Source organism: Paraflavisolibacter caeni, from assembly GCF_025628885.1.
GTDB classification, from domain to species: Bacteria; Bacteroidota; Bacteroidia; order Chitinophagales; family Chitinophagaceae; genus Flavisolibacter; species Flavisolibacter caeni.
Map to the genome: position 1 here is coordinate 267,570 of NZ_JAOTIF010000004.1, position 19,861 is coordinate 287,430.

A 19,861-nucleotide genomic window follows, 5' to 3' on the forward strand; every position below is an offset into this window, starting at 1 on the left:
ACTATTTTACTTTAGGTTTACCTCCCTTATTTTCGGCTGAAGCTTTTTCTATGTAGCTCTGATAAGTAGAATAGTAGTTTGATTTAAATCTATTCTCTTGTAAGTGACTTCCCGAAGATTCATTATACTTTCCGGTATACCTTGCTGTATTATAAATCACTCGTCCAGCTTTATATACTCGTTCTTCCTGTTCTGAACCTTTCCTAAAACCTTCGACAGCTTTCACAAGCGGCGATATAGCATTATCACCAAATTCCATATTGAGATAAACCTGAGCATCATCATAAACAGGAAAGACATTATGCGGACCCGATAAGGCTACCTTCGCGGTGTTTGCAAATGGCCCTACGATTGATCCATTGGTCACAGTTTCTTTACCATCATGTAAAACACCTCCCAAATCTCTCGTCTCAAGAATTCGTCCACCTCCTTGAGTTTCTATAGTTTCATAATTATAGGACTCATTATGCGAGGTGGTTGCAGAACTACTATTTACAACATTCCCTTTTGCGTCAATTGTTGTAGTAGAAACAGTTTCAGAAACTTGTTGTGTAACCGAATTAGAATATTGATTTACCTTTATTCCTCCAGGATGTTGATAGCTTCCAGACTTTAAAAGTGTTTTTGAATTACCTGTTGTTTTTCTACTTGTTGTAGTTTCTGTAATTGTATAACTGCCATCCTTATTTTTCTTTATTCTGTTTACCTCATTAGAATTTCCATCTTGTGGAGGATAATCTCCTAAAGGATCACTAAAACTTATTGGATTGTCGAAGTTAGCCGCGTAAGGACTCCAGCTTTCAGATCTTTCTGCTAATGGATCAATTTGCCACCACCTACCTATTTGCGGATCATAAGTTCTATAAAAAGCGTCATAGGTGTTTAAATCAAAACTTTCATTATGCTCTATACCATTGTACTCAAACTTATTATCTATTCCCCCCATTGCCTTACTACTGATCCCCTGCATGGTGAGTCCGAAGGGATAGTAGTGAGTTTCTTCCAGGATAGGGCCTCTTTCATGGCTCAGGTTAAAGTTATCAAAATACACCAGCTCATCGCTCTCATTGGTAAAGTACACATACGCATAGCCGTTCTTGCCTACTGTTATGGCATTGGAGAAGGTCCTGTCGATCGTATTCCTTACCCCTGGTGTATAGTCCACCGGATACACCCTACTGCTTGTCTGATCAAAATGGAATTGCTCATCAAAGAACAAAACACAAAGATAAGCCTTGGGCGCTTCGTCGCCCCCACTACTACTTGGAGTAGGGTTGATAAAGGAAGTAAAGGCCGTATTGCTTTGCAATTGGTTGGTAATGGTGGTGGCCTCACCCTTCAGCAAGCCAACCGGTGTAGCTGTATTGGTAAAACTACTGATCAAACTATTTACAAAACTACCCACTGGATTGGCCACTCCATTGGTACTGCTGGGCCCATTAAAGAAATAATCCACTTTGGTGTGGATACGGTCACCAGCCATCACCTTTAAGAACTTGGTCGCTCCTATGGAGCCATTGGCTGAACTTTTGCGCACCAGCATGGCATAGGTCATGGTACCACCAAAATTCACCTGGCTGCCCCCCCTGGCCCCATCTACATTGATGGACTGCCCATTACTATTCTCCCACTGAGCGTTTTGTTGGCTCTTGTTGGCGTCTTCAAAAGTAAGAGTCTCATAAGGGTCTGTCTTTACTTCTTCTGTGAGCACCATGCGTACATTGCCCAAATGATCTTTGAGGAAATAATCATAGACAAAAGAACCATCGGCTGCCTTATAGCGGATTCTTCCTTCCTCCTGGGGCAGAAACTGCAGCACGTCATCTTCATAGGTGCCAAAAAGGTACAGGGTTGTCTTGGTAGGCTGTCCTGTTTCTGCCACTACTTTTTTGAGCTTGTTGCCCGCAGCATCATACACATAAGTAATGGTGCCTTTTTGATTGCCATTATCATCCTTTACAATGATCTGGGTAGGCAGGTTCAGGTGGTTGTAACTGATGGCGCCCCCACTGCTCAGATCAACCCCAGTAGTCGTGCCGATCCTTTTGTTCAGATCTGTGATTAAATTCCCATTGGGGTCATATCCGTAATCATCTGAAGTGTTTTTATTGGTAAAGTCACCCATTTTGTTGTCAGTAGTAACGCCATCCGATACGGCCTGAAGTTTATTACTTGCTCCATTTTTAAAATAAGAGTAACTCAGAATGTCAATATCCGTACTGCCGGTCACCTTCCAGCCTTTCTGGTTCATGGTCTTGATATTGCCATTGGCATCATAGCTAAGGTTGGAGACAGAAAAATCCAGGCCCGCACTGCGGTTAAAACCTCCGGTGTACTGGTTAAAGTCTGCATCCGTTAGCCTGTTAGCTGCATCATAACTAAAGTCATACTTGCGCACCTCATCATCCCCGGTGCTCTTCCATACCGTGCCGGTGATGTTGCCGTTGTATTGAGGTGCTGAATAAGAACCCAAAGAGGCAATGCTTTGTTTGTCATAGCCCAGGTCAAAGCCAAAGTAATTAGCCGTGCTGGAAGTACTTTTTGCATAGTCTCTATTGGTACCCAGCAGCCAGCCCCGGATGTTGTATTCATAAGTCAAGCTCTCCAGTCCTGTTCCATTGTAATCCGGTGCCAGCTTTTTGCTTTTGAGCTGCCCCAGGGCATCATACTCCATGGAGGAGATCTTTTTCCAGCCACTACCCCCCACATTCTTTTCAATCCTGGTCACTCTTCCCAGATCATCATAAATGTTCAGGGTGGCCACCTCATAGCTTTGAGAAGTAGTGCCTCCTTTTTGGTGCCGCACATGGTTGCGGAGCACCTTGCCGGCAAAGTCATAGCGCGTGGTCACAATGTCTATACCATCGGAGACATTGGTGGACTGCACCTGGATGACACGCCCCTTCTCATCATAGATGTTGACCGAGTAAAGGTATTTGGTGTCGCCCAGCACTTTGACTTTCGTCCAGCTCACCAGGCCCACACTCCTGGAGGCCTGCATCAGGGGCTCGGCATAGTCTGTGGCGGTGAGGTTGTAATCCAGGTAACTGCCATAGACGTTTTGCAAAGAGCCACTGAGGCCTGCAGGCAGTCCCGAATAATCACCATCATAGTGGGTTTCAGTAAGCAGTTCATTGCTGTAATTACTCACCGTAGGATAAGCCGTGCTGCTCAATGCCTGTCCCCTGTGGTATGCCGCATCGCTGTAGTAAGTAGGATCCGTAATCAGGTAGGTGGCTACAGGCCGGTTGAAGTTATTGTCATACACGGTTACCAGCCACTGTTGTTTGCTCCTCATATTGGCATCCTGGCTCATCACCAGCCGGTCCCGGGTGTCATAGACCAGCTGCACCGCTCCTGCCCCGGGCACCTTCTTTTGGATCATCCGCCCCCTGGTGTCGTATTCATAACGGAAACACAGCTCATTTAACATGTCGGTGGTCAGCCCCCAGCCATTGCCTTCCAGCAGCTCCACCGCCCGGGGCTGCAACACGGCCCTGAGCAGCCCCAGATCATCATAGATATAGTAAGTACACAGCCAGCCCCCGTGTCCACTGCCTCCGCTCCCATCAGCTGCAGCCGTGAGCTGCACTTTCTTTAGAATCACCCGTCCTTCCTTGTCCTTGAACTCTTCCACCTGGCTACCTTTTTCATCCACGGTGACATTTTTATACAGCTGTCCCTCTCCATAAATAGCGGTGGTACTGTAGGTGCCAAAATCATTGGACACATCAGAGACGCTCCACACCCGTACGGCATCCGCAGAGGTATTGAGCCAGTACTTCGTTTCTATCCCCTTATTATTACCAACCCAGTTAATGCCTGGCGCCATTTGCTTGTCTACCCGGTTGAGCGGGGAGGATTCATAAACTGTCTGACCAAAAAAACTAGTTTCATTTTGGCTGCTGTACCAGCCCTGATTAAAGGATAACTGGTCTGCTAATGCTGTTGCCTTATACAATCCATCTGAAGAACTGGCCACATAAGGCATATATTTTTTAACTTCTCTTCCAAAGTTATCATACTCAAAAGGGGTTACGATATCCGTATTGCCTGAATCGGAAAGGGAACCTTTTTTGATCACCGTTTGCTCCGGCCTGCCCAGTCCATCAAAGTAAGTAACGCTATGCTTTACTTCCCTAAGTCCCTTACCCACTAATGCACTGGCGTCCGTTACTGGGGCGGTGGCCTCCCAGGTCTTTACAAAATTGCGGGGATCTATCATTACAGTTGCCTGTACCACTAGGTTGACAGAAAGGCTGATAGTGCCACTGCCTGTACCATAGCCCTCTGTAACTATATAGTAGGTACCTGCAGCCAGCGTAGTTCTGATAGAGGCCCTTGAACCTGTACACAATGGCCCATTATCATCATTGGTAGCAATAGAGCCCCCTGTACTGTTTAACAGGTGTAAATAGGTGTCAAAACCCGAAGAGCAAGTGGAAATGTCAATTTGGGTGGCCCTTTGAACAGTAAACTGATAAAAAATATCTTCACTGGCCTGTCCATAATCATTGCCATAGCCGCTGTTGTTTCTGTTATCTGTGTAAGGATGACTGCCGCCAGAATAATTACCCATCACAATGGGATTACTCATGTTGGCACCCTGTGCAGGGCTCAGCAATGGACAAAGCATAGCCAAAAGCAGGACGACTGTGCCTGCGAAACATATACGTTTCATTCCTTTAGAGTTGGATGGTGGGTAAAGTGCTATTGGATTAATTTGCTGAAGCTTTCTCTTCAGTTTTCTTGCTATAAGGCTTTACAGGATACACGTTTCCCAAAGGCTTGGAGAGTATCCTTTCCATCACCGGATGGGCAAGGGCAATCTTAGGCCCCATCACAGCATAAAGCTCTCCCCTCTCATCTACAAAAAACTTATGGCCGGTCCCCAGTACGTCCTGGTCAAAATGGTGGTTCTTGCTCTTATTGGTGAGCCACTGGAACAATGGAGACTGTTCTGCACCTGCACTTTTTTTCACCTTCATACCTTCAGCCAAAATAAAAGTAGCAGGCATGTTTTTATAGAGAGCCTTGAGCTCTGTTTCCTTCGTTTTTTCAAAGCCTGTTTCTTCAGCTGGTACACCAATCACAATCAGCGAAGTATCGTATTTGTGTTGCAGGGCCTCCAATTCACCCATCCTGAAGGAAGTATCCTGTGCAGAGAGTGGCAACACAACAAAGAGCAGCTTTTTACCCCTGAAAGAACCTAGTTCTACTTTCTTCCCTTCCAGTGTATTCAGAGATAGGCTGTAAAGGTCGTCAAGGAAAGAAAAGGAACACAGGGAAGCAAGCAGCAGTAGGGAAAGTATGTATTTCATAATCAGTTATTAGTATTTAACAGTGTTAAAGAGTAGTTTATTTAATAAATTTCCAAATTGTTGCAGGAGGCATTTAAATCAACGCTATAGAGGTTAGCACCTCCGTAGCCTGAAGTTGAATAATAGCAGCCTGCAGAAAAAGTACGGTAGTTACTATCATAAGGACTATTGAAATAGATGTTATAATTACCGGCTGGGATATCACCAAGTGTGCCACTGCCATAACCCACTTCAAAGAAGTAACTGTTTCCGGTGCTGTTATTATAGAGTTCAACGGTATAACCATAGGCATTATAATAATTAGAATAGGTCAGGGTAAGGAGAGACTGGCAGCCGCCCAATAGATCGGCCTGTTGCTGGGCGTATTGTACCGCCTGGTTATTGGCATCTTGCTGTGAAATAAGTGAGGTAAACATACCTGACGATACACTCACCATGTAAGGCTCAGGCGTTTGACTGCCACAGTAATTTGAATAATAGTAATCGTTTATTGGTTCATTGCCCCACTGGGTTGGCTGCTCACCGCAATCCCCAGGTTGTCCCAGATAGTTATAGCAGTATCTTTTAAGTATGTTCTTATTATCATCACGGACCAGTGAAAGTCTGCCAAAGCCATCATACTCAAAGTAGGTAATGCGGTTGTTGATGTCACTTTGCGAGGTCATGCCCACCAAAGGATCATAAGTAAAGGTGGTCATCTGGGAGGCGGATGGATGCAGACGGATGTCATCAAACCATACTGTACCATATTCATTATTGTCGATTCTTATATTGAGCTGCGTAACATCTGCAGGTACAGTAAACTCCCCCTCTACCAACACCCACTTGCCGGTGGTAGTAGTGCGCACCCCATCCACATAGCTGTAGTAGCCCGTTTCATTTGCTCTTTTCATGAAAAAGTAAATATCTGCACTGGGTCCATTACTGTACACCCAGCCGGAATATTTGAACTTGGTGGGAGCTGATAGAGTGACGTTCAGCCATTGTGTACTATGGCGAACGATTTCCCCGCCACTACTATTATCAAGCCTGGCTGAGTATCTTCCTGCGTGGGCCTTGGTATTATCAAGTACTACACCATTCCAAGTATCACTTTCTTCATAGGAGTCAAAGAAAAGATCGTTGGCTTTCGCATTTACCGCCTGGGCAATAGGATAGCTCTTGTTGTAGCCCCATAAGTAGGCTTGTTTGACATCACCTGCTTTTTGCTGCTCGGCACCTGTGGAATGCGATTTTTTGAATATTTTGAGGATGGGATGAAAATTAAAAACCCTGCAAACGTTTGATTTGCAGGGTTTTAGTAAAATTTGCTATCTGAGTTGCGGACCGGACGGGACCGCAACCTTTTTCCAGAATGTAGACTAGTAAAGCCTTGTAGAAAACTGAGAATTAGAGGGCACCGAATAGGGCACCTTAAGATTTAGTTTATTTTGACCTGATTTATAATTATTAATACTCTATCCATACTCTTTCCGGCCGCATATCAACAACTCCGTGCTTTTCGGAAAAAACTACCACAGCTGGACAGCTATCTGCTATTTTTACAAAAAAAAGACTTCTTTCTTAATATTATCTTATTATTTTAGCCTTTCAAGAGAAGGATTTTCATTTAAGCAGGCATAATAATTTACAAAAAATTCATTGCAGACAAATTTTTTTAAATCAAACAATTGAATAAAACGATACGTATTGGCAGAGCCGGTCCAATTAACAGGCTCGTTTCTTAGAAGAATATAGTTATCTTTCTGAAAAATATTTTGAGGCGAATAGCCATAATCAAAAGATATATCGTTAAAATTAAACTTCAAGCTATCAAAGAGTACCCTAGTTATTTTGATGGCCTTTCCTTCATAAAAGTATCTTCTGTTTGAATCCGGCAAATCGAATCGCTTTAGGGGCTGAATAATTGTTAACTTTTTTCCATCAATCATGTATGACTCTGAGTACGGATCATTTGGATCTGTTGCCCATGGAACCATTGGTGGGCTAATTTCTCTAAAATCCCTAGCTAAAGCGAGACTACATATATTTTTATCACTAAGAAATTGCATTGAGCTTAAAGAGTCTACTTGTGCAGGAACTGTTAGTATTGTTCCTTGTTTGCAACCTGAAATCCCTAACATGCTCAATAATAAAATCCATATTTTAATCATATTGTATTATTTTCTTTCTCCGTTCCATTTGACTTTGATTCCTGGGCGATAACGTGTATTTCGGTATTGGTCAGTTAACCTACTAAAAGTTGTATTTCCAATTGCATTGGTTGTTTGATATTTTGATTGCCAAGAACCATAAATATTTTTATCTGCTTCTGCATTAGCTTTTAAATTCCAAATATTATGAGTCGCATTTGTAAATGTAGTTCCCTGGAACCTTATGGAGTTGAATTTTCACCCAATTCTGCTCTTTTATATGTCACAGACGCACAAGCTTTGAATTATAGTAGATATATCAATAACCTACTGCAATACAATGTGAGCCTGGCTACAGCAGATCAAATCATCCAGTCCAAACAAATCATTTCTAGTATCAATTACCTGGATCATTTCTCTAATGGCGCATTGCAATTAGCTCCGGATGGAAAAATTTATATGGCTAAAAGAACCCAGAACCAACTGGCAGCCATCAACTATCCCAATCGCATTGGTGCTGCCTGTGGCTTTGTATATGATGCTGTGGCGCTTGGCTACGGCCAGTGCAGGTTTGGACTTCCTCCTATCACCCCGGATATTTCCTTAAACGTAAACAGTTTTGATTTTACAGGCACCTGTACAGGTCAACAGTTGCAGTTTGAGTACAAGGCATCTACTCAGATCAATTCTGTAAAGTGGGATTTTGGTGATCCTCTTTCCGGAGGGAATAATACATCAACGCAATTCAGGACAAGCCACCTTTTTACAAAACAGGGGGTCTATGATGTCCGACTCATCCTTTTTCATGCCTGTGGCAGTGATACTATCACCAAGCAGATCCAGGCAGGGACCATTTCTGTTCAACTGGGAAAGGACACGACACTTTGCGGTACTGATGGTTACCTGCTGACACCTCAAACATCAGGAGATAATACTTATTTATGGCAGAATAGTTCCACCGGTACTACTTTCCTGGCTAAAAAATCTGGTCTTTATTGGGTGGAAGTAAAAAACAAGGACAATGGTTGTGTAAAAAGAGACAGTATCCGCCTGGTCATGAACGCCTATCCAAAATTTGAGCTGGGCAGTGATCTTCACCTGTGTGAGGGGCAAACTAAAACCTTAACTGTGAATGTGCCTGCAGCCACCTATTTATGGAACACAGGAACAACTGCACAATCACAAACCATCTCCAGTGGCGGTGATTATTGGCTGGGTGTAACAGTGAATGGCTGCACCCAAAGAGATAGTATAAAAGCAGTGTATGCACCATATCCACAAATTAGCTTAGGAAAAGATACCATCTTGTGTGACGAGAAAACGTTGTTGCTGGATGGCGGAAATACCGGAGCTAATTACCAATGGCAGGATGGTTCTAGTGGTCAAACCTTCCTGGTGAAAGCTAAAGGAGCCTACAATGTAACGATTACAAAGGATGGTTGTTCCAGCTCAGATACAATCCTTGTAAGTTATGATCATAAGCCAACTTTCACCCTGGGTTCTGACCTTATGCTTTGTAGCGGACAGACAGCCTTACTTAGGGCTATAATACAGGATAGTATAGGTATGCAATACAGGTGGCAGGATGGTTCAGAAGGTAAAGAGTTTAAGGCTGCGGGGCCAGGCATCTATAACCTTGAAGTAAGTAACTATTGCGGCAGTCAGAAAGATTCTGTTATCATTTCCAAGGGCGTTTGCCAGCTTTATATTCCCAATGCATTTACCCCTAATGGTGATGGCCACAATGACGTTTTCCGAGCAGGCTTTGGTGAAGATATTACCAGTTATAACATCCAGGTTTACAACAGGTGGGGTACAAAAGTATTTGAGTCTAATGAAATTCGCAGAGGATGGGATGGCACAATTTCCGGTAAGCTGCAGCCTGCCGGAGTTTATATCTGGGTGATCCGATATCGTTCATCCGGAAGTCTAACGGAACAGGTGTTAAAGGGAAATACAGTGTTGATCAGATAGTCAGTAGGTGCAAGTCTGAATACGGCTCAAATTATCAGCCCTTGGATATCACGTATATTTTGACTTGTTTTGAATTGATTTGAAGTATCAAATACTTTATCTATACTTTATCTTGACTGCATCTATGCTTCTTCCCTACTCGATACAGGCTTTCACCTGGTTAGGAATTGACGAACTCTTTCTTCGCTGATGCCGGTGTGCTCGCAGAATTCGTAGATGGTGATAAGGTCGCCGGGCTTTTTGTTGTAACGGCGGCGGATCTGGGCGATGATCTTGCGAGCAGTGCGCTCTTTCTTGCCTGTTATATTGCTGATGTCTTTGGCATAGATGACTATGCGCGTTGGTACAATTTCCTGCATAATGCTGCAATAGCGGTACCGCTACTTTAGGTTTTGGGTATGGTGTAATAATCTTGTGGTGAGGAACTTAAAATTAATCATTATTTAATATTTCTTGTTGGGCTCGCAATTGCTTCCTCCCTGCCCCACAAGAATTTTAAAAACTTTATCCTATGGCTAAACAAATGGGTATCATCAAACTCAAAGGGACGATTGGTGATATAACCTTTTACAAATCCCAGGATGGTTACCTGGCACGCGAAAAAGGCGGCGTGGATGGGGACCGCATTGCAACTGATGCTGCCTTTGAAAGAACCCGGGAAAATGGTGCGGAATTCGGCAGGGCCGGTAAGGCAGCCAAGCTGCTGAGAGTTGCTATCCAGGGCTTATTGCAAAACGTATCTGACAGCAGGCTGGCCAGTCGCTTAACCACTGAAATGGTAAAAGTGGTGAAGGCTGATGCCACCAGTGATCGTGGCCAGAGAAACGTGTTGGATGGTGAACTGGAGCTGTTGCAAGGCTTTGAATTCAACATCAATGGGAAGTTGACCACCGCCTTGTATGCTCCTTATGATGCCACCATCACCAGGGCTACAGGCCAGTGTACCGTAGCGGTGCCACCTTTCATACCTGCTAATATGATTGCAGCGCCTGTAGGTGCCACCCACTTCAAGATTACATCCGGAGCAGCTGAAGTAGATTTTGAAGCAGGCAAGTATGTTGTACAAACCCAACAAACAGCGATGTTGCCATTGGACAACATGCCAACAGCGGCAATTAGCCTGGAGTCTACGCTTACTCCGGCAAGTACGCACCCACTGTTCCAGGTGCTGGGTATTGAATTCCTGCAATCGGTGAATGGAGAGTTTTATCCACTGAAGAATGGCGCCTTCAATGCCCTGGCATTGATCAAGGTTGAGGGTGTATAAGCTTTTATCCTGTGAAACACCATGGAAACCGGAGAGAAGCATGGCATGGCAAGCGCTCTGGTTTCCTTTTTCTAAATCCGTTTTCCTTACTTCTTAATTCAGAGTTATGAAACAAATCATGAGCAGGATCCAGGCTCCTACTCCACCCTTCTTTGTAAAGCTTCGAAACATTGGCCTGGCACTTACAGCAGTAAGTATTGCCCTTACCACTTCACCATTGGCCCTTCCGTTAGTGGTGGTGAAAATAGCCGGTTACCTGGCCATTGCCGGATCCGTGGCTTCGGCAGTGAGCCAGGCTGCAGTTGAAGGAGAATAAAGTCATGGAGCATATATTTGACAATACCACCAAGGCTGGCACAGCGGCTGGTACAATGCTTACCATCCTGGTAAATATAAGTAGCGAGGATCTGCTCAAAACTGCAGTCCTGGCGGCTGTGGGTGCTGCGGTGAGTTTCGTGGTAACTTTATTACTGAAAGCGCTGGTGCGATATTTCCATAAATGAATGTTCTCTAGATGTTGTGGTGAGCATTAGAGAAAAGAAGAAGGGCCGTTTGGCCCTTTCTTCATTTCAGTACTCTTTGGGGAGCATGAGGGTGCCATCTACCAGCCAGAGGGTAGCTTGATCATAAATAAAATCGCTGTAGAGAATGTACTGATAGGCAATGCGCTTGTGATTACCATCTGTGGCAACGACCGTAAACCTGTTTTCATTGATTCGTTTGAGATCCCATACCTGAAAGCGTTCTTTTTGTAACTGTCTTTTACATTGGTGACTTGTGATAATGTCAATAAACCAGTAGGCAGAGCAGGTATCTGCCAGTTGTTTTACTCCGCTTGTGATGAGGATCCTGGAAGGTTTGTGATAGAAGAAGCGTTCTGAGCCATTGCTGGAGCCGAAGAAGTGATTTGCATTCGTCATGATGATTGTGCTTTTAAGTGATTAAAAAGTCATTTTCCCAAAAGAAAAAAGGGAAAAAAAGAAAGCCTTTGAGTGAGCAAGGGCAATGCTGCAGACCAAATTTTTTGGCTATAAATGGGGCAACCGTAGCGTGGATGCAGGGAAGGCTTAATGAGGGAGGCTGTGTTTATGGCCTTAAAAAATTTGGTAGCAGCTGAAGGCCGGATGTAGCAAGGCTTGCCCTTGCAACCTTGTTTTGCTTTTTTTCCTTGCTTTTGGGAAGAATGTAAAAATTTCAGTTCGTTTTCTGTGTTTTCAGATGTGCACATTGGATGAGCTCATGCACGTGGAGCAGCAAAGATTGCGAACCAGAAAAATTTTAGAAACTATGAAAGATAATAGCATATAGAGTTTTTCATAAATCATTTGTCTGAATCAGCTTGGTTCGTATATTTATCTACTGTTAGGCGACATATCTAAAACTAACTTACAATGATCACTGTAACAAAGAAAATTACAACAAACTCAAGAGTCATTAAAGAGCTGCTGACACAATATACCGACACATTTGTAGCACTTAAAGAACTAATCAATAATTCGTTGCAAGCAGATGCCAAAAAAGTTGACATCAATATTGAGTATACAGATGATATGCTATACAAAGCAGGAATTAAAGAAATTTCTGTAACTGATAATGGCCACGGTGTTCCTTATAAGGAATTTGATAAAAAGATTTTAGAAATTGGAACGACTGCTAAAAAAAGCGGACAGGGAATTGGGAGATTTAGCACGTTTCAGTTGGGAGAATTGATGCACATAGAAACCGTAGCATATGAAAAAACAGAAAAGGCCTTTTCAAAAACCACATTCAGTATAGATACTACCGATTTTAGAGATGCTCAATTAGAACAGACTGAATTTAAGGTTGATTATGAGTATTTGGATGAACCAGCGCAACCATATTATAAAGTCACAATTCAAAATCTACATCACAACGTCAATCCAAAGCCAGCTCGAAGAAATCTTATTACTCAGAATTTCCTGCCACATAATATTAAACAATCCATTTTCGAAAACTACCCGTACGAAGTTTTCCACGAGAAAGTTAAATTCTCTATTAATGGAGATGAGATAAAAAAGGATGACTTTTTGATCGATTTACCAATCAAACAAACAATAGTTCACATTGACAAAAAGGGTATTAGCCATGAGATTAAACTTTTCTTCTACAATATAAGATCAAAGATCAATAAGGTAAAAGTATTTTTTCAGATAGAAAATGCAGGGATAAAAAGTGTAGCTCACGAGTACACATATTCATCTGATTGGTATACTCCAGACCTAGGCACTTGGTTTATCTATCTTGAATCTGATTCTTTTAACAGTGATTTATTTAGAAACCTTGACATAGAATCACTTGGGGAGGAAGATGTTAAGGGATTTCGAGAAACCATTAAAGCTGCTATCAATGATTTTTTCAAATCGCGCAATCAGAAATTTGAAAAGTTCTTACAAGAATTAGAAAGCGATAAATATTATCCGTACAGGGATGATCTCCCGCCTTCTAAAGCTCAAGAAGTAGTATTTAAGAAAGTCGCTTATCTGATTGAAGAGGAACATGGGTTGATTAAGAAAAACGAAAAAATTAGGAACTTCTTGTACTCTCTTTTGGATAGATCAATATCCAATGGTGATATTGAATATATTTTTCGTCAAATTATTAAGATGTCGGACGACGGGGTGCAGCAATTCAGGAACCTACTTGATAAAACTGATATAGAGGACGTTGTTCACTTTGCTAATTTAGTTGCCGATAAATTGGAGTTCTTGCAATTCTTGCATGAGCTTACCTATGGAGAAATATCAAACTGTTTAAAAGAGCGAAGCCAACTACACAAGATTGTTGAAAATGAACTGTGGCTATTTGGAGAACAATACAACAGCACGCCACATCTTTGGTCTGATAAGAAGATTGGAAATATTTTAAAGGAATTAAGGGATAAGCATTTCAACTACGCACCGACCGAAGAAGATGGGAACCTAATTGAGATAGAAGGCACTCCTGATGATATCACTGACTTATTTTTTATGAATGAAAAAGTAAATGACTCGGATGAACGTGAGATAATGGTAGTTGAACTAAAAGCTCCTAAGTGTGCAATTAGTGAAAAGGAATTAAATCAAATTGATAGATATGCTTTTACCATAGAAGAGCATTCAGGCTTACCAAGTATTAAGGTAAAATACAAGCTTTTGCTTATTTCCTCCAAACTAACAAAGTTTGCAAAATCAAAAGTGAAATCTAGAAGGGCTAGTTTCCCAGACCACCCTTTTCTTTACGACAAAAAAGCTGAAAAGAATATAGAAGTTTATGTGATGGAATGGTCTGAGCTGATTGAACAAAACAAAAGAAAACTTGGATATCTATCAAACCAGCTTGCAATAAAGGACAAGTCTGTAAACGAAAAGTTTGAAACAGAATATTCAGAATTGATAACTGAAAAGATATCAGCACAGCTTAGACTTGTTAAGTAGGGCGATGGCTAGCATGGTATTGCAACAAGCAGGATTGACGGAACGCTATTGGGCTAATGAATAGGTTGTAAACTGATTATCTTTATTCAACTTCGGGAATGCCATTCCCCTGCCTGACGGCGATACCCAATCGTTATCTACCCAATAAGGATTATTACAATAAGACATTCGAAATACTTTTCTTAAGCATCACTTGAAGGTGGTGCTTTTGTTTTTCAGGGTAGCGTAGGGCGTGCCGCATACTTGCGGCACTGAGGGGGCGAGCCGTCAAAGCCGCTGGAGTGAAGCCCGTTGAGCGGTGGGTTTTGTAGCATGGCAGGGCTGAACGGAAGCGGCTGCGAGCGCTGCCGGCTGGGGCGCACAGGAAAGTGACCGTAAGGGAACGATGGGCGCACAGTGAACGGGGCGGAACGTGGCATGCACTGCGTCAAGGAGGTGTGCGTAAGACTATGCACATGAGCCTTGCAGTGTGCGGATGGGATGGGTTTAAATTGGGGTGGGTTTGAGCAAGAGGTATGGAAGATGTTGGGTGAGCGTGGGTGAAGTGCATATGCGAGGGTATTGTGCCAGTGGAGCCCCGGAACGCAGCCGGCAGCAGCGCAGGCGAGCACAAATATGGGCAGCGGGTGGACTGAACCCTACTGAGTGAAGGACCGACGGAGTGGAGCGGAATGGAACCCAGTGAGCCTTTGTGGGGCATGCTTGCGGAATGGTATGTGCAGGCCTTGGGTATTGCTAGTGCGTTAAGGTTTGGAGCATTGGTATTGAGTTGGGAAAGGCCTGCCATGCCTTGGAGCAAATGTTTTGGGGCGAACGGGTGGAATGGAGCGGAACGCAGGAGGGAATGAACGAAGATGGGTGAAGGACACAGGAGCTGCCCGAACGAAGGCTGGGGAGCTGCAAGCAGCGTGACAAACTGCGTAGCGATAGCGGAGCACCCGAAGGGCCTTGCAGCTGCGCCAATACCATACAAGAGACATATAGACTTTATTGGCGCTGCTGCAAGGGTTTGGCACGACTGCTTGCCGACCCTGCCTGAGAGAGACCTTATTACCTGGAACAGCCGACGTCAGGAGGCTGAGGGCACGCAGATCTAATTTAATGTATGATTCAAGCAAGTTCAAGATTGTGTGTAGGCTAGCCCCGCCAGCCGGGCTAGTGGTGCTGCGCATTGTGGTTGTTGAGCGTTGCTGCACCTGCTGCCTGGCTTGGCGGGGCTGTGCGGGGGTACGATTGATTGCATGGAAAGTTTGTTGGAATTTGTAAAGGAAAGAAGGGTTGGCAGAAAGCAGCTTTGTGAATGAATGAAAGAGCGGAGCGAATGAGGGAATGAACAAGGCTGCTGTGATAGGGAAAGAAGCCATGATTTGTGCGAATGGGTGTGATGGGGAAAACTCTTTGGCTGCATGAAATGATCTTGAGGGAAGCTTGCAGGGAAAGAGTTTTTTGTGTGGAGGGTAAATTGGGGTTGGCGAAGAGCAGCTTTGTGAATGAGAGAGGAAACGGAGCGGAGCGGTCGGCGACGCCTGGAGCCCTTGCGGAGCGCAGTGAAGCGAGCGAATGAGCAAGGCTGCGAGTGGATTGGGAAAGAAGCTTGGGTTTTGTGGTTCAGGGAAGGGTTGGCGAAAAACTTTATGGCTACCGATTAGGTTTTGAGTTGAAGCTGCAGCGATAAAGTTTTTTGTGCGTTGGGTGGATGTTGATTAGGATTACTGAATGTTGAATAGTGCGACGCAATATGAGATTAACCGGAGTTAATATTGCTGGTAACATAATTTGCACATCTATATTTGTCTTCTAAGAATGCTTTAGCTTTGCTAATAAAATTAGCACCTGCCTTATTATAGGATTGTGATATGAACCAGTCGGCGGGAACTTTACATTAGTACGTTCAATTCTTTCTTGAGTGCTAATTAGTTTTATCCTACTTAGACTTTGTTTATTCCAGCACAGAAGTTCAAAAGCTGCACAATAAAAATGTGTTTTCGAGTATATTGAAATTGGCTTTTCCATCTTTAACCCACATACACACTGCAAATTGCTACTCTTTCCATATCCTTTTGACGCTATTCTGCTTCGTAAGGCCCGTTAATATAAGTTCAATTTTTATTCATTTCTTCAGAAATAATTCTAAAGAGTTCCTTTTCTTCACTTGGACTTGGAGCATTAAAATCCACTATTCTACCTTCCTTATCAATAATAATAAAACGTGGTAAACTAAATGCTATATATTTTTCATTTACAGTTCCATCATCAAAGAGCTGAAGCCATTCAGGTTTATCTTTTTCTATAACATTCTTCCATTCTTGAGCTTTATCCCTTAATGCAATACTAATAAACACTAAACGAGAGTCGTCTTTAAATTTTTTGTATAATTGATTTAAAATACGATTCTCGACCCTACAAGGCGTACACCAACTTGCCCAGAGATCTAAGTACACTACTTTTCCTAAGAAATCCGATAATTTATAATGCATCCCGTTACTGGAAACTAAATTAAAATCTGGAGCCACTTTTCCCTTTTCTGCATTCAACAGTTGCTTTACTCTTGTTTCATATTTTAGTTGTAGCACTTGCCTATATTGATCATCCTTTATAGTTTCGATACAAGGCATTAGTGCATTCCAATTAGAATCTAGTTCTTTTAAGCTGTAGGTTCTATAGTTTAGGATGTCACTTGCTTCTTTAGTCAAAGCAAAATCCCGCACTTTACCTTTATATACATTATTAATCTGCGAAACTCTTCCATCATTAAAATTGCCGCCATTTTTCTTAACCAAATAGCTAAGCAGTTCTCTATTTAATAAATCCCTAAATTGAGATGATACCAAAAAGCTATCATTACTAATATTATTTAGCACCAACTCATCAAAATTCTTCATCAATACATCTGCATTTTTATTGTCAACTTTCCATAAACGTATAAGATCCAATAGCATTCTAAGTTTTAAAAAAACATTATCGAAATGACTTCTATTTATAAAATACTCTAAGAAAGGCTCAAGAGAACAATTTTCTTTCATTGATTTTAAGTATGCTTCTCTGGCATGAATATATTCATTTATGAAACTGATATTCTCTTCAAGATTGTATAAGATCTTATTCTGTAAGCTATGCGCTCTATATAGCGAGTCGACTTCTAATTGATACTTAGAGGCCTTACTACCATATCCATCCACACTAGCTTTACCTGTAGCAGACTCTACTGAAATATTCAAATCATATCCCGGTGCAATACACAAATTATTTATATGTACAGTGCGCGAGATAATTGTAGCTATGCAAGGAGATTTAATTCTGCTCGTTAGGAGACTATAATTTCCCTCACTGTGCTCCCATAGAGTGTCTTCACTTGTTTCAAATTCTAAAACAGAGTATTTGAGTAGTAGAAATTTCTCTGCCTTCTTATCAATTGTAAAATGCAGCCGTATTTTGCTCTTTTCAAGATTTTCTTGACCATACGTGGATACTGTATAAAAGATGAAACCAATAAAAAGAATTATCCACTTGCTTTTAGCACACATATATTTAATCAACTTGTTTAAATTTAACGATCGGCAAGTGGTCGTGTCAAACCCTTTCAGCCATATTATAGTGAATGAAATTAAAATACATAAATTATTAAATCAATACTTAAATGAATTAAACGTCTTTTAAATATTTTATAATATACTCACAAGTAAATCACAAGAGCTCCTTACATATCGATATTGCCTTTTAGGAGTAGATTACTAATTTCTTTCTTTAAAGCTTCAGTGCCACTTGGCCTAGGTAGATTATCGCTAAGAATATTGCCATTTTTGTCAAAAAGCAGATATCGAGGAATTGTTACAACTTTACTTTTATATAGAGCTTTTTGAATTTGCTCTAAAAGTTTTTCTGACGCTAAATAGTGATTACCATATAACTGTTTATTTGTAACAAAGCCCTTCCACCTGTCCTTATTTGCTTTATTATCGATAGAAACATAAAGCGATTTGATTCCTTTTTTCTGTAAGAACTCTTTTGTCTGGTTTTTATACATAAAATCCTGGATGCAATTGTCAAATGATATACAGCCTTTTAAAATTTCTTCTTATAAAACTAATGACTCAGTTGCATGACTAATGATTTAGTTTTAGCTTTATTCTGAAATCAATACAAATGAAAACATTGACCAAAGCAGAAGAGCAGATCATGCAAGTGCTCTGGAAGATAGGTGAAGGCTTTATACGGGATGTGATGGATGTCCTGCCGAAGCCTAAGCCACACCAGAATACCGTAGCCACTATGCTGAAAATACTGGTCGAAAAGGAATTTGCCGCCTTTAAAACCTATGGCCGCCAACACCAGTATTACCCCCTGATCAGTAAAGACGCCTATTCCAAAGCTTCAATGAAAAGCCTGGTGGAGGGCTATTTCGACGGGTCGTTCAGTGATGCGGTATCCTTTATGGTGAAGGAAAAGAACCTGAGCCTGGAGGAACTGGAAGCCCATTTGCTGTCCGCCCGGGGGCTTCCCTGAATTGTCTCGTCCTAAAATAAATTTACAAGGTATGGATTGCCGTATCTGTTTACATCTTAGTGGCCATTGCAAAGAAGAAGTTTATGCTTAAACACTCCCTATACGAAATTCTACAGTTTTTAAGCATATGCATTTTTGTAAGAATGCCCATGGTTCAACTCTTTCAGCAAACGTAAATACAATATTCAAAGAACAAAATCATAACCAATTGAAAATGTTTGATTAAAAACGCAACACTAGTGATTATGGACATATTTTCTATTCCGACTTATGATTTTTTCTTTTTCAACTGTTGAATAGTGATTTCATCTAAAGTGGGAGAAATATTTTTTATAATAAACTGTTGCTTACCTAAACTAAACAGCGTATCGCCCTTATCATAAAGTAGTCTAGGGTTCTGATCCTTAAGAACAGCACCTTTTCTCATAGGGTTAAACTTTACTACGATATATCTTTGATTATAATCTCTATATGGCTGCATTTGATTTCCTACGCTCACTTTATATTTTTTGCCTTTGTATTTGAATAGCCCTGTGACATGTTCAAAAGAATAAAGGATGAGTCTCATGCCATTAACCTCTGATACATCAATTGATGGTTCATCCGGATTTATAATGCCTGGCTTCAGTATTAAGTTTAGAGAAAGGGTTTGAATGGCACCATTATAATGTGCTTTTATGTTGTTTATTTTTACATGAGGTAGTGTATCAAGCATACTGCGACTGGAAACGTAGTTTGGAATAAGGCCTGCCATAACAAATAGCGAATCGTCTGTGAAAGATTTATTATTGTTCTGGTCCGCTACAATAACATAACGACCATCTGCTCTCTTGCCAAATAAAAATAAGAGTTCTGTGTTAAAAGTATCACTTGCTGATATAAGAGAGGTATCCCCTTTATATGCTTTTATATCAATTGCATAGTTTGTTGGAGTCATTCTTCCAGCTTTTAACCAGTTATCCAAATACTTCTTTAGATTATAGTCAAACTTGACCACTATAAAACTATCCAGGTTCAACTTTTTTGCATAATCCAACTGGGCACTATCAGCAGGGATCACAACTGTCTTAAAAGGAGTATAACCTGCAGGTCCAAGTTCTTTGGATATACCTTTAGCAGGCGAAAGCTTTACTGTTTTGGTTGTAGAACATGCGTAAACCTACAAGCAACTGCATATTGTTGGTTGCAGTGAGATGATTAATCTTGCAGCGGTTTCCAATTATGTGGAAG

General features: G+C 41.7%; 16 protein-coding genes. 7 read left to right on the forward strand and 9 right to left on the reverse strand.

The window, feature by feature from the left end; translation table 11 throughout:
- Position 1 precedes the first annotated feature (1 nt).
- The 4 genes from OCK74_RS08840 to OCK74_RS08855 all read right to left on the reverse strand — a co-directional run bounded on the left by OCK74_RS08840 (position 2) and on the right by OCK74_RS08855 (position 7,474).
- On the reverse strand, positions 2-4,681 hold the full coding sequence (locus tag OCK74_RS08840) for a DUF6443 domain-containing protein (RefSeq protein ID WP_279296662.1): 4,680 nt from the start codon (positions 4,679-4,681) through the stop codon (positions 2-4).
- Between the two features lie 37 nt (positions 4,682-4,718).
- Complete coding sequence (locus tag OCK74_RS08845; RefSeq protein ID WP_279296663.1) at positions 4,719-5,321, reverse strand: hypothetical protein; 603 nt, start codon at positions 5,319-5,321, stop codon at positions 4,719-4,721.
- A gap of 41 nt (positions 5,322-5,362) precedes the next feature.
- Entirely contained in the window at positions 5,363-6,628 is a 1,266-nt protein-coding gene (locus OCK74_RS08850) for a carbohydrate binding domain-containing protein (RefSeq protein ID WP_341483182.1), read from the reverse strand.
- A gap of 270 nt (positions 6,629-6,898) precedes the next feature.
- Positions 6,899-7,474, reverse strand: coding sequence for a hypothetical protein (locus OCK74_RS08855; RefSeq protein WP_279296664.1), 576 nt, complete (start codon positions 7,472-7,474; stop codon positions 6,899-6,901).
- A gap of 186 nt (positions 7,475-7,660) precedes the next feature.
- On the opposite strand from OCK74_RS08855, the gene OCK74_RS08860 reads away from it, so the two are divergent.
- Positions 7,661-9,427 (forward strand): T9SS type B sorting domain-containing protein, encoded by a 1,767-nt coding sequence (locus OCK74_RS08860; RefSeq protein ID WP_279296665.1) that lies wholly within the window; start codon positions 7,661-7,663, stop codon positions 9,425-9,427.
- Between the two features lie 152 nt (positions 9,428-9,579).
- Here OCK74_RS08860 and OCK74_RS08865 read toward each other — a convergent pair whose 3' ends face one another.
- Entirely contained in the window at positions 9,580-9,786 is a 207-nt protein-coding gene (locus OCK74_RS08865; protein WP_279296666.1) for a hypothetical protein, read from the reverse strand.
- A gap of 152 nt (positions 9,787-9,938) precedes the next feature.
- On the opposite strand from OCK74_RS08865, the gene OCK74_RS08870 reads away from it, so the two are divergent.
- The 3 genes from OCK74_RS08870 to OCK74_RS08880 all read left to right on the forward strand — a co-directional run bounded on the left by OCK74_RS08870 (position 9,939) and on the right by OCK74_RS08880 (position 11,197).
- Positions 9,939-10,694, forward strand: coding sequence for a hypothetical protein (locus OCK74_RS08870; RefSeq protein WP_279296667.1), 756 nt, complete (start codon positions 9,939-9,941; stop codon positions 10,692-10,694).
- A 106-nt stretch (positions 10,695-10,800) separates the two neighbouring features.
- Positions 10,801-11,010 carry a hypothetical protein gene (locus OCK74_RS08875; protein ID WP_279296668.1) on the forward strand — a complete coding sequence of 70 codons (210 nt, stop codon included), beginning with the start codon at positions 10,801-10,803 and terminating at the stop codon, positions 11,008-11,010.
- A 4-nt stretch (positions 11,011-11,014) separates the two neighbouring features.
- Positions 11,015-11,197, forward strand: a complete 183-nt coding sequence (locus OCK74_RS08880; protein ID WP_279296669.1) for a hypothetical protein — start codon at positions 11,015-11,017, stop codon at positions 11,195-11,197.
- Positions 11,198-11,263: 66 nt separating this feature from the next.
- On the opposite strand, the gene OCK74_RS08885 is transcribed toward OCK74_RS08880, so the two are convergent.
- Positions 11,264-11,614: a DUF6876 family protein gene (locus tag OCK74_RS08885; RefSeq protein ID WP_279296670.1), complete on the reverse strand. Its 351-nt coding sequence runs from the start codon at positions 11,612-11,614 to the stop codon at positions 11,264-11,266.
- Positions 11,615-12,085: 471 nt separating this feature from the next.
- On the opposite strand from OCK74_RS08885, the gene OCK74_RS08890 reads away from it, so the two are divergent.
- Positions 12,086-14,128, forward strand: a complete 2,043-nt coding sequence (locus OCK74_RS08890; RefSeq protein ID WP_279296671.1) for an ATP-binding protein — start codon at positions 12,086-12,088, stop codon at positions 14,126-14,128.
- A 1,490-nt stretch (positions 14,129-15,618) separates the two neighbouring features.
- Positions 15,619-15,777 (forward strand): hypothetical protein, encoded by a 159-nt coding sequence (locus OCK74_RS08895; RefSeq protein WP_279296672.1) that lies wholly within the window; start codon positions 15,619-15,621, stop codon positions 15,775-15,777.
- Positions 15,778-16,227: 450 nt separating this feature from the next.
- Here OCK74_RS08895 and OCK74_RS08900 read toward each other — a convergent pair whose 3' ends face one another.
- Together OCK74_RS08900 and OCK74_RS08905 are read right to left on the reverse strand one after the other, a co-directional pair.
- Positions 16,228-17,652, reverse strand: a complete 1,425-nt coding sequence (locus OCK74_RS08900; RefSeq protein ID WP_279296673.1) for a TlpA family protein disulfide reductase — start codon at positions 17,650-17,652, stop codon at positions 16,228-16,230.
- A gap of 173 nt (positions 17,653-17,825) precedes the next feature.
- The gene (locus tag OCK74_RS08905) at positions 17,826-18,152 is read right to left on the reverse strand and encodes a TlpA family protein disulfide reductase (RefSeq protein ID WP_279296674.1); all 327 of its coding nucleotides are present in this window, start codon (positions 18,150-18,152) and stop codon (positions 17,826-17,828) included.
- A 119-nt stretch (positions 18,153-18,271) separates the two neighbouring features.
- Here OCK74_RS08905 and OCK74_RS08910 point away from each other — a divergent pair, with 119 nt between their 5' ends.
- Positions 18,272-18,631: a BlaI/MecI/CopY family transcriptional regulator gene (locus tag OCK74_RS08910; protein ID WP_279296675.1), complete on the forward strand. Its 360-nt coding sequence runs from the start codon at positions 18,272-18,274 to the stop codon at positions 18,629-18,631.
- A gap of 268 nt (positions 18,632-18,899) precedes the next feature.
- Here the strand turns inward: OCK74_RS08910 and OCK74_RS08915 are convergent, their stop codons facing one another.
- The gene (locus OCK74_RS08915) at positions 18,900-19,691 is read right to left on the reverse strand and encodes a hypothetical protein (RefSeq protein WP_279296676.1); all 792 of its coding nucleotides are present in this window, start codon (positions 19,689-19,691) and stop codon (positions 18,900-18,902) included.
- Between the last annotated feature and the right edge of the window lie 170 nt (positions 19,692-19,861).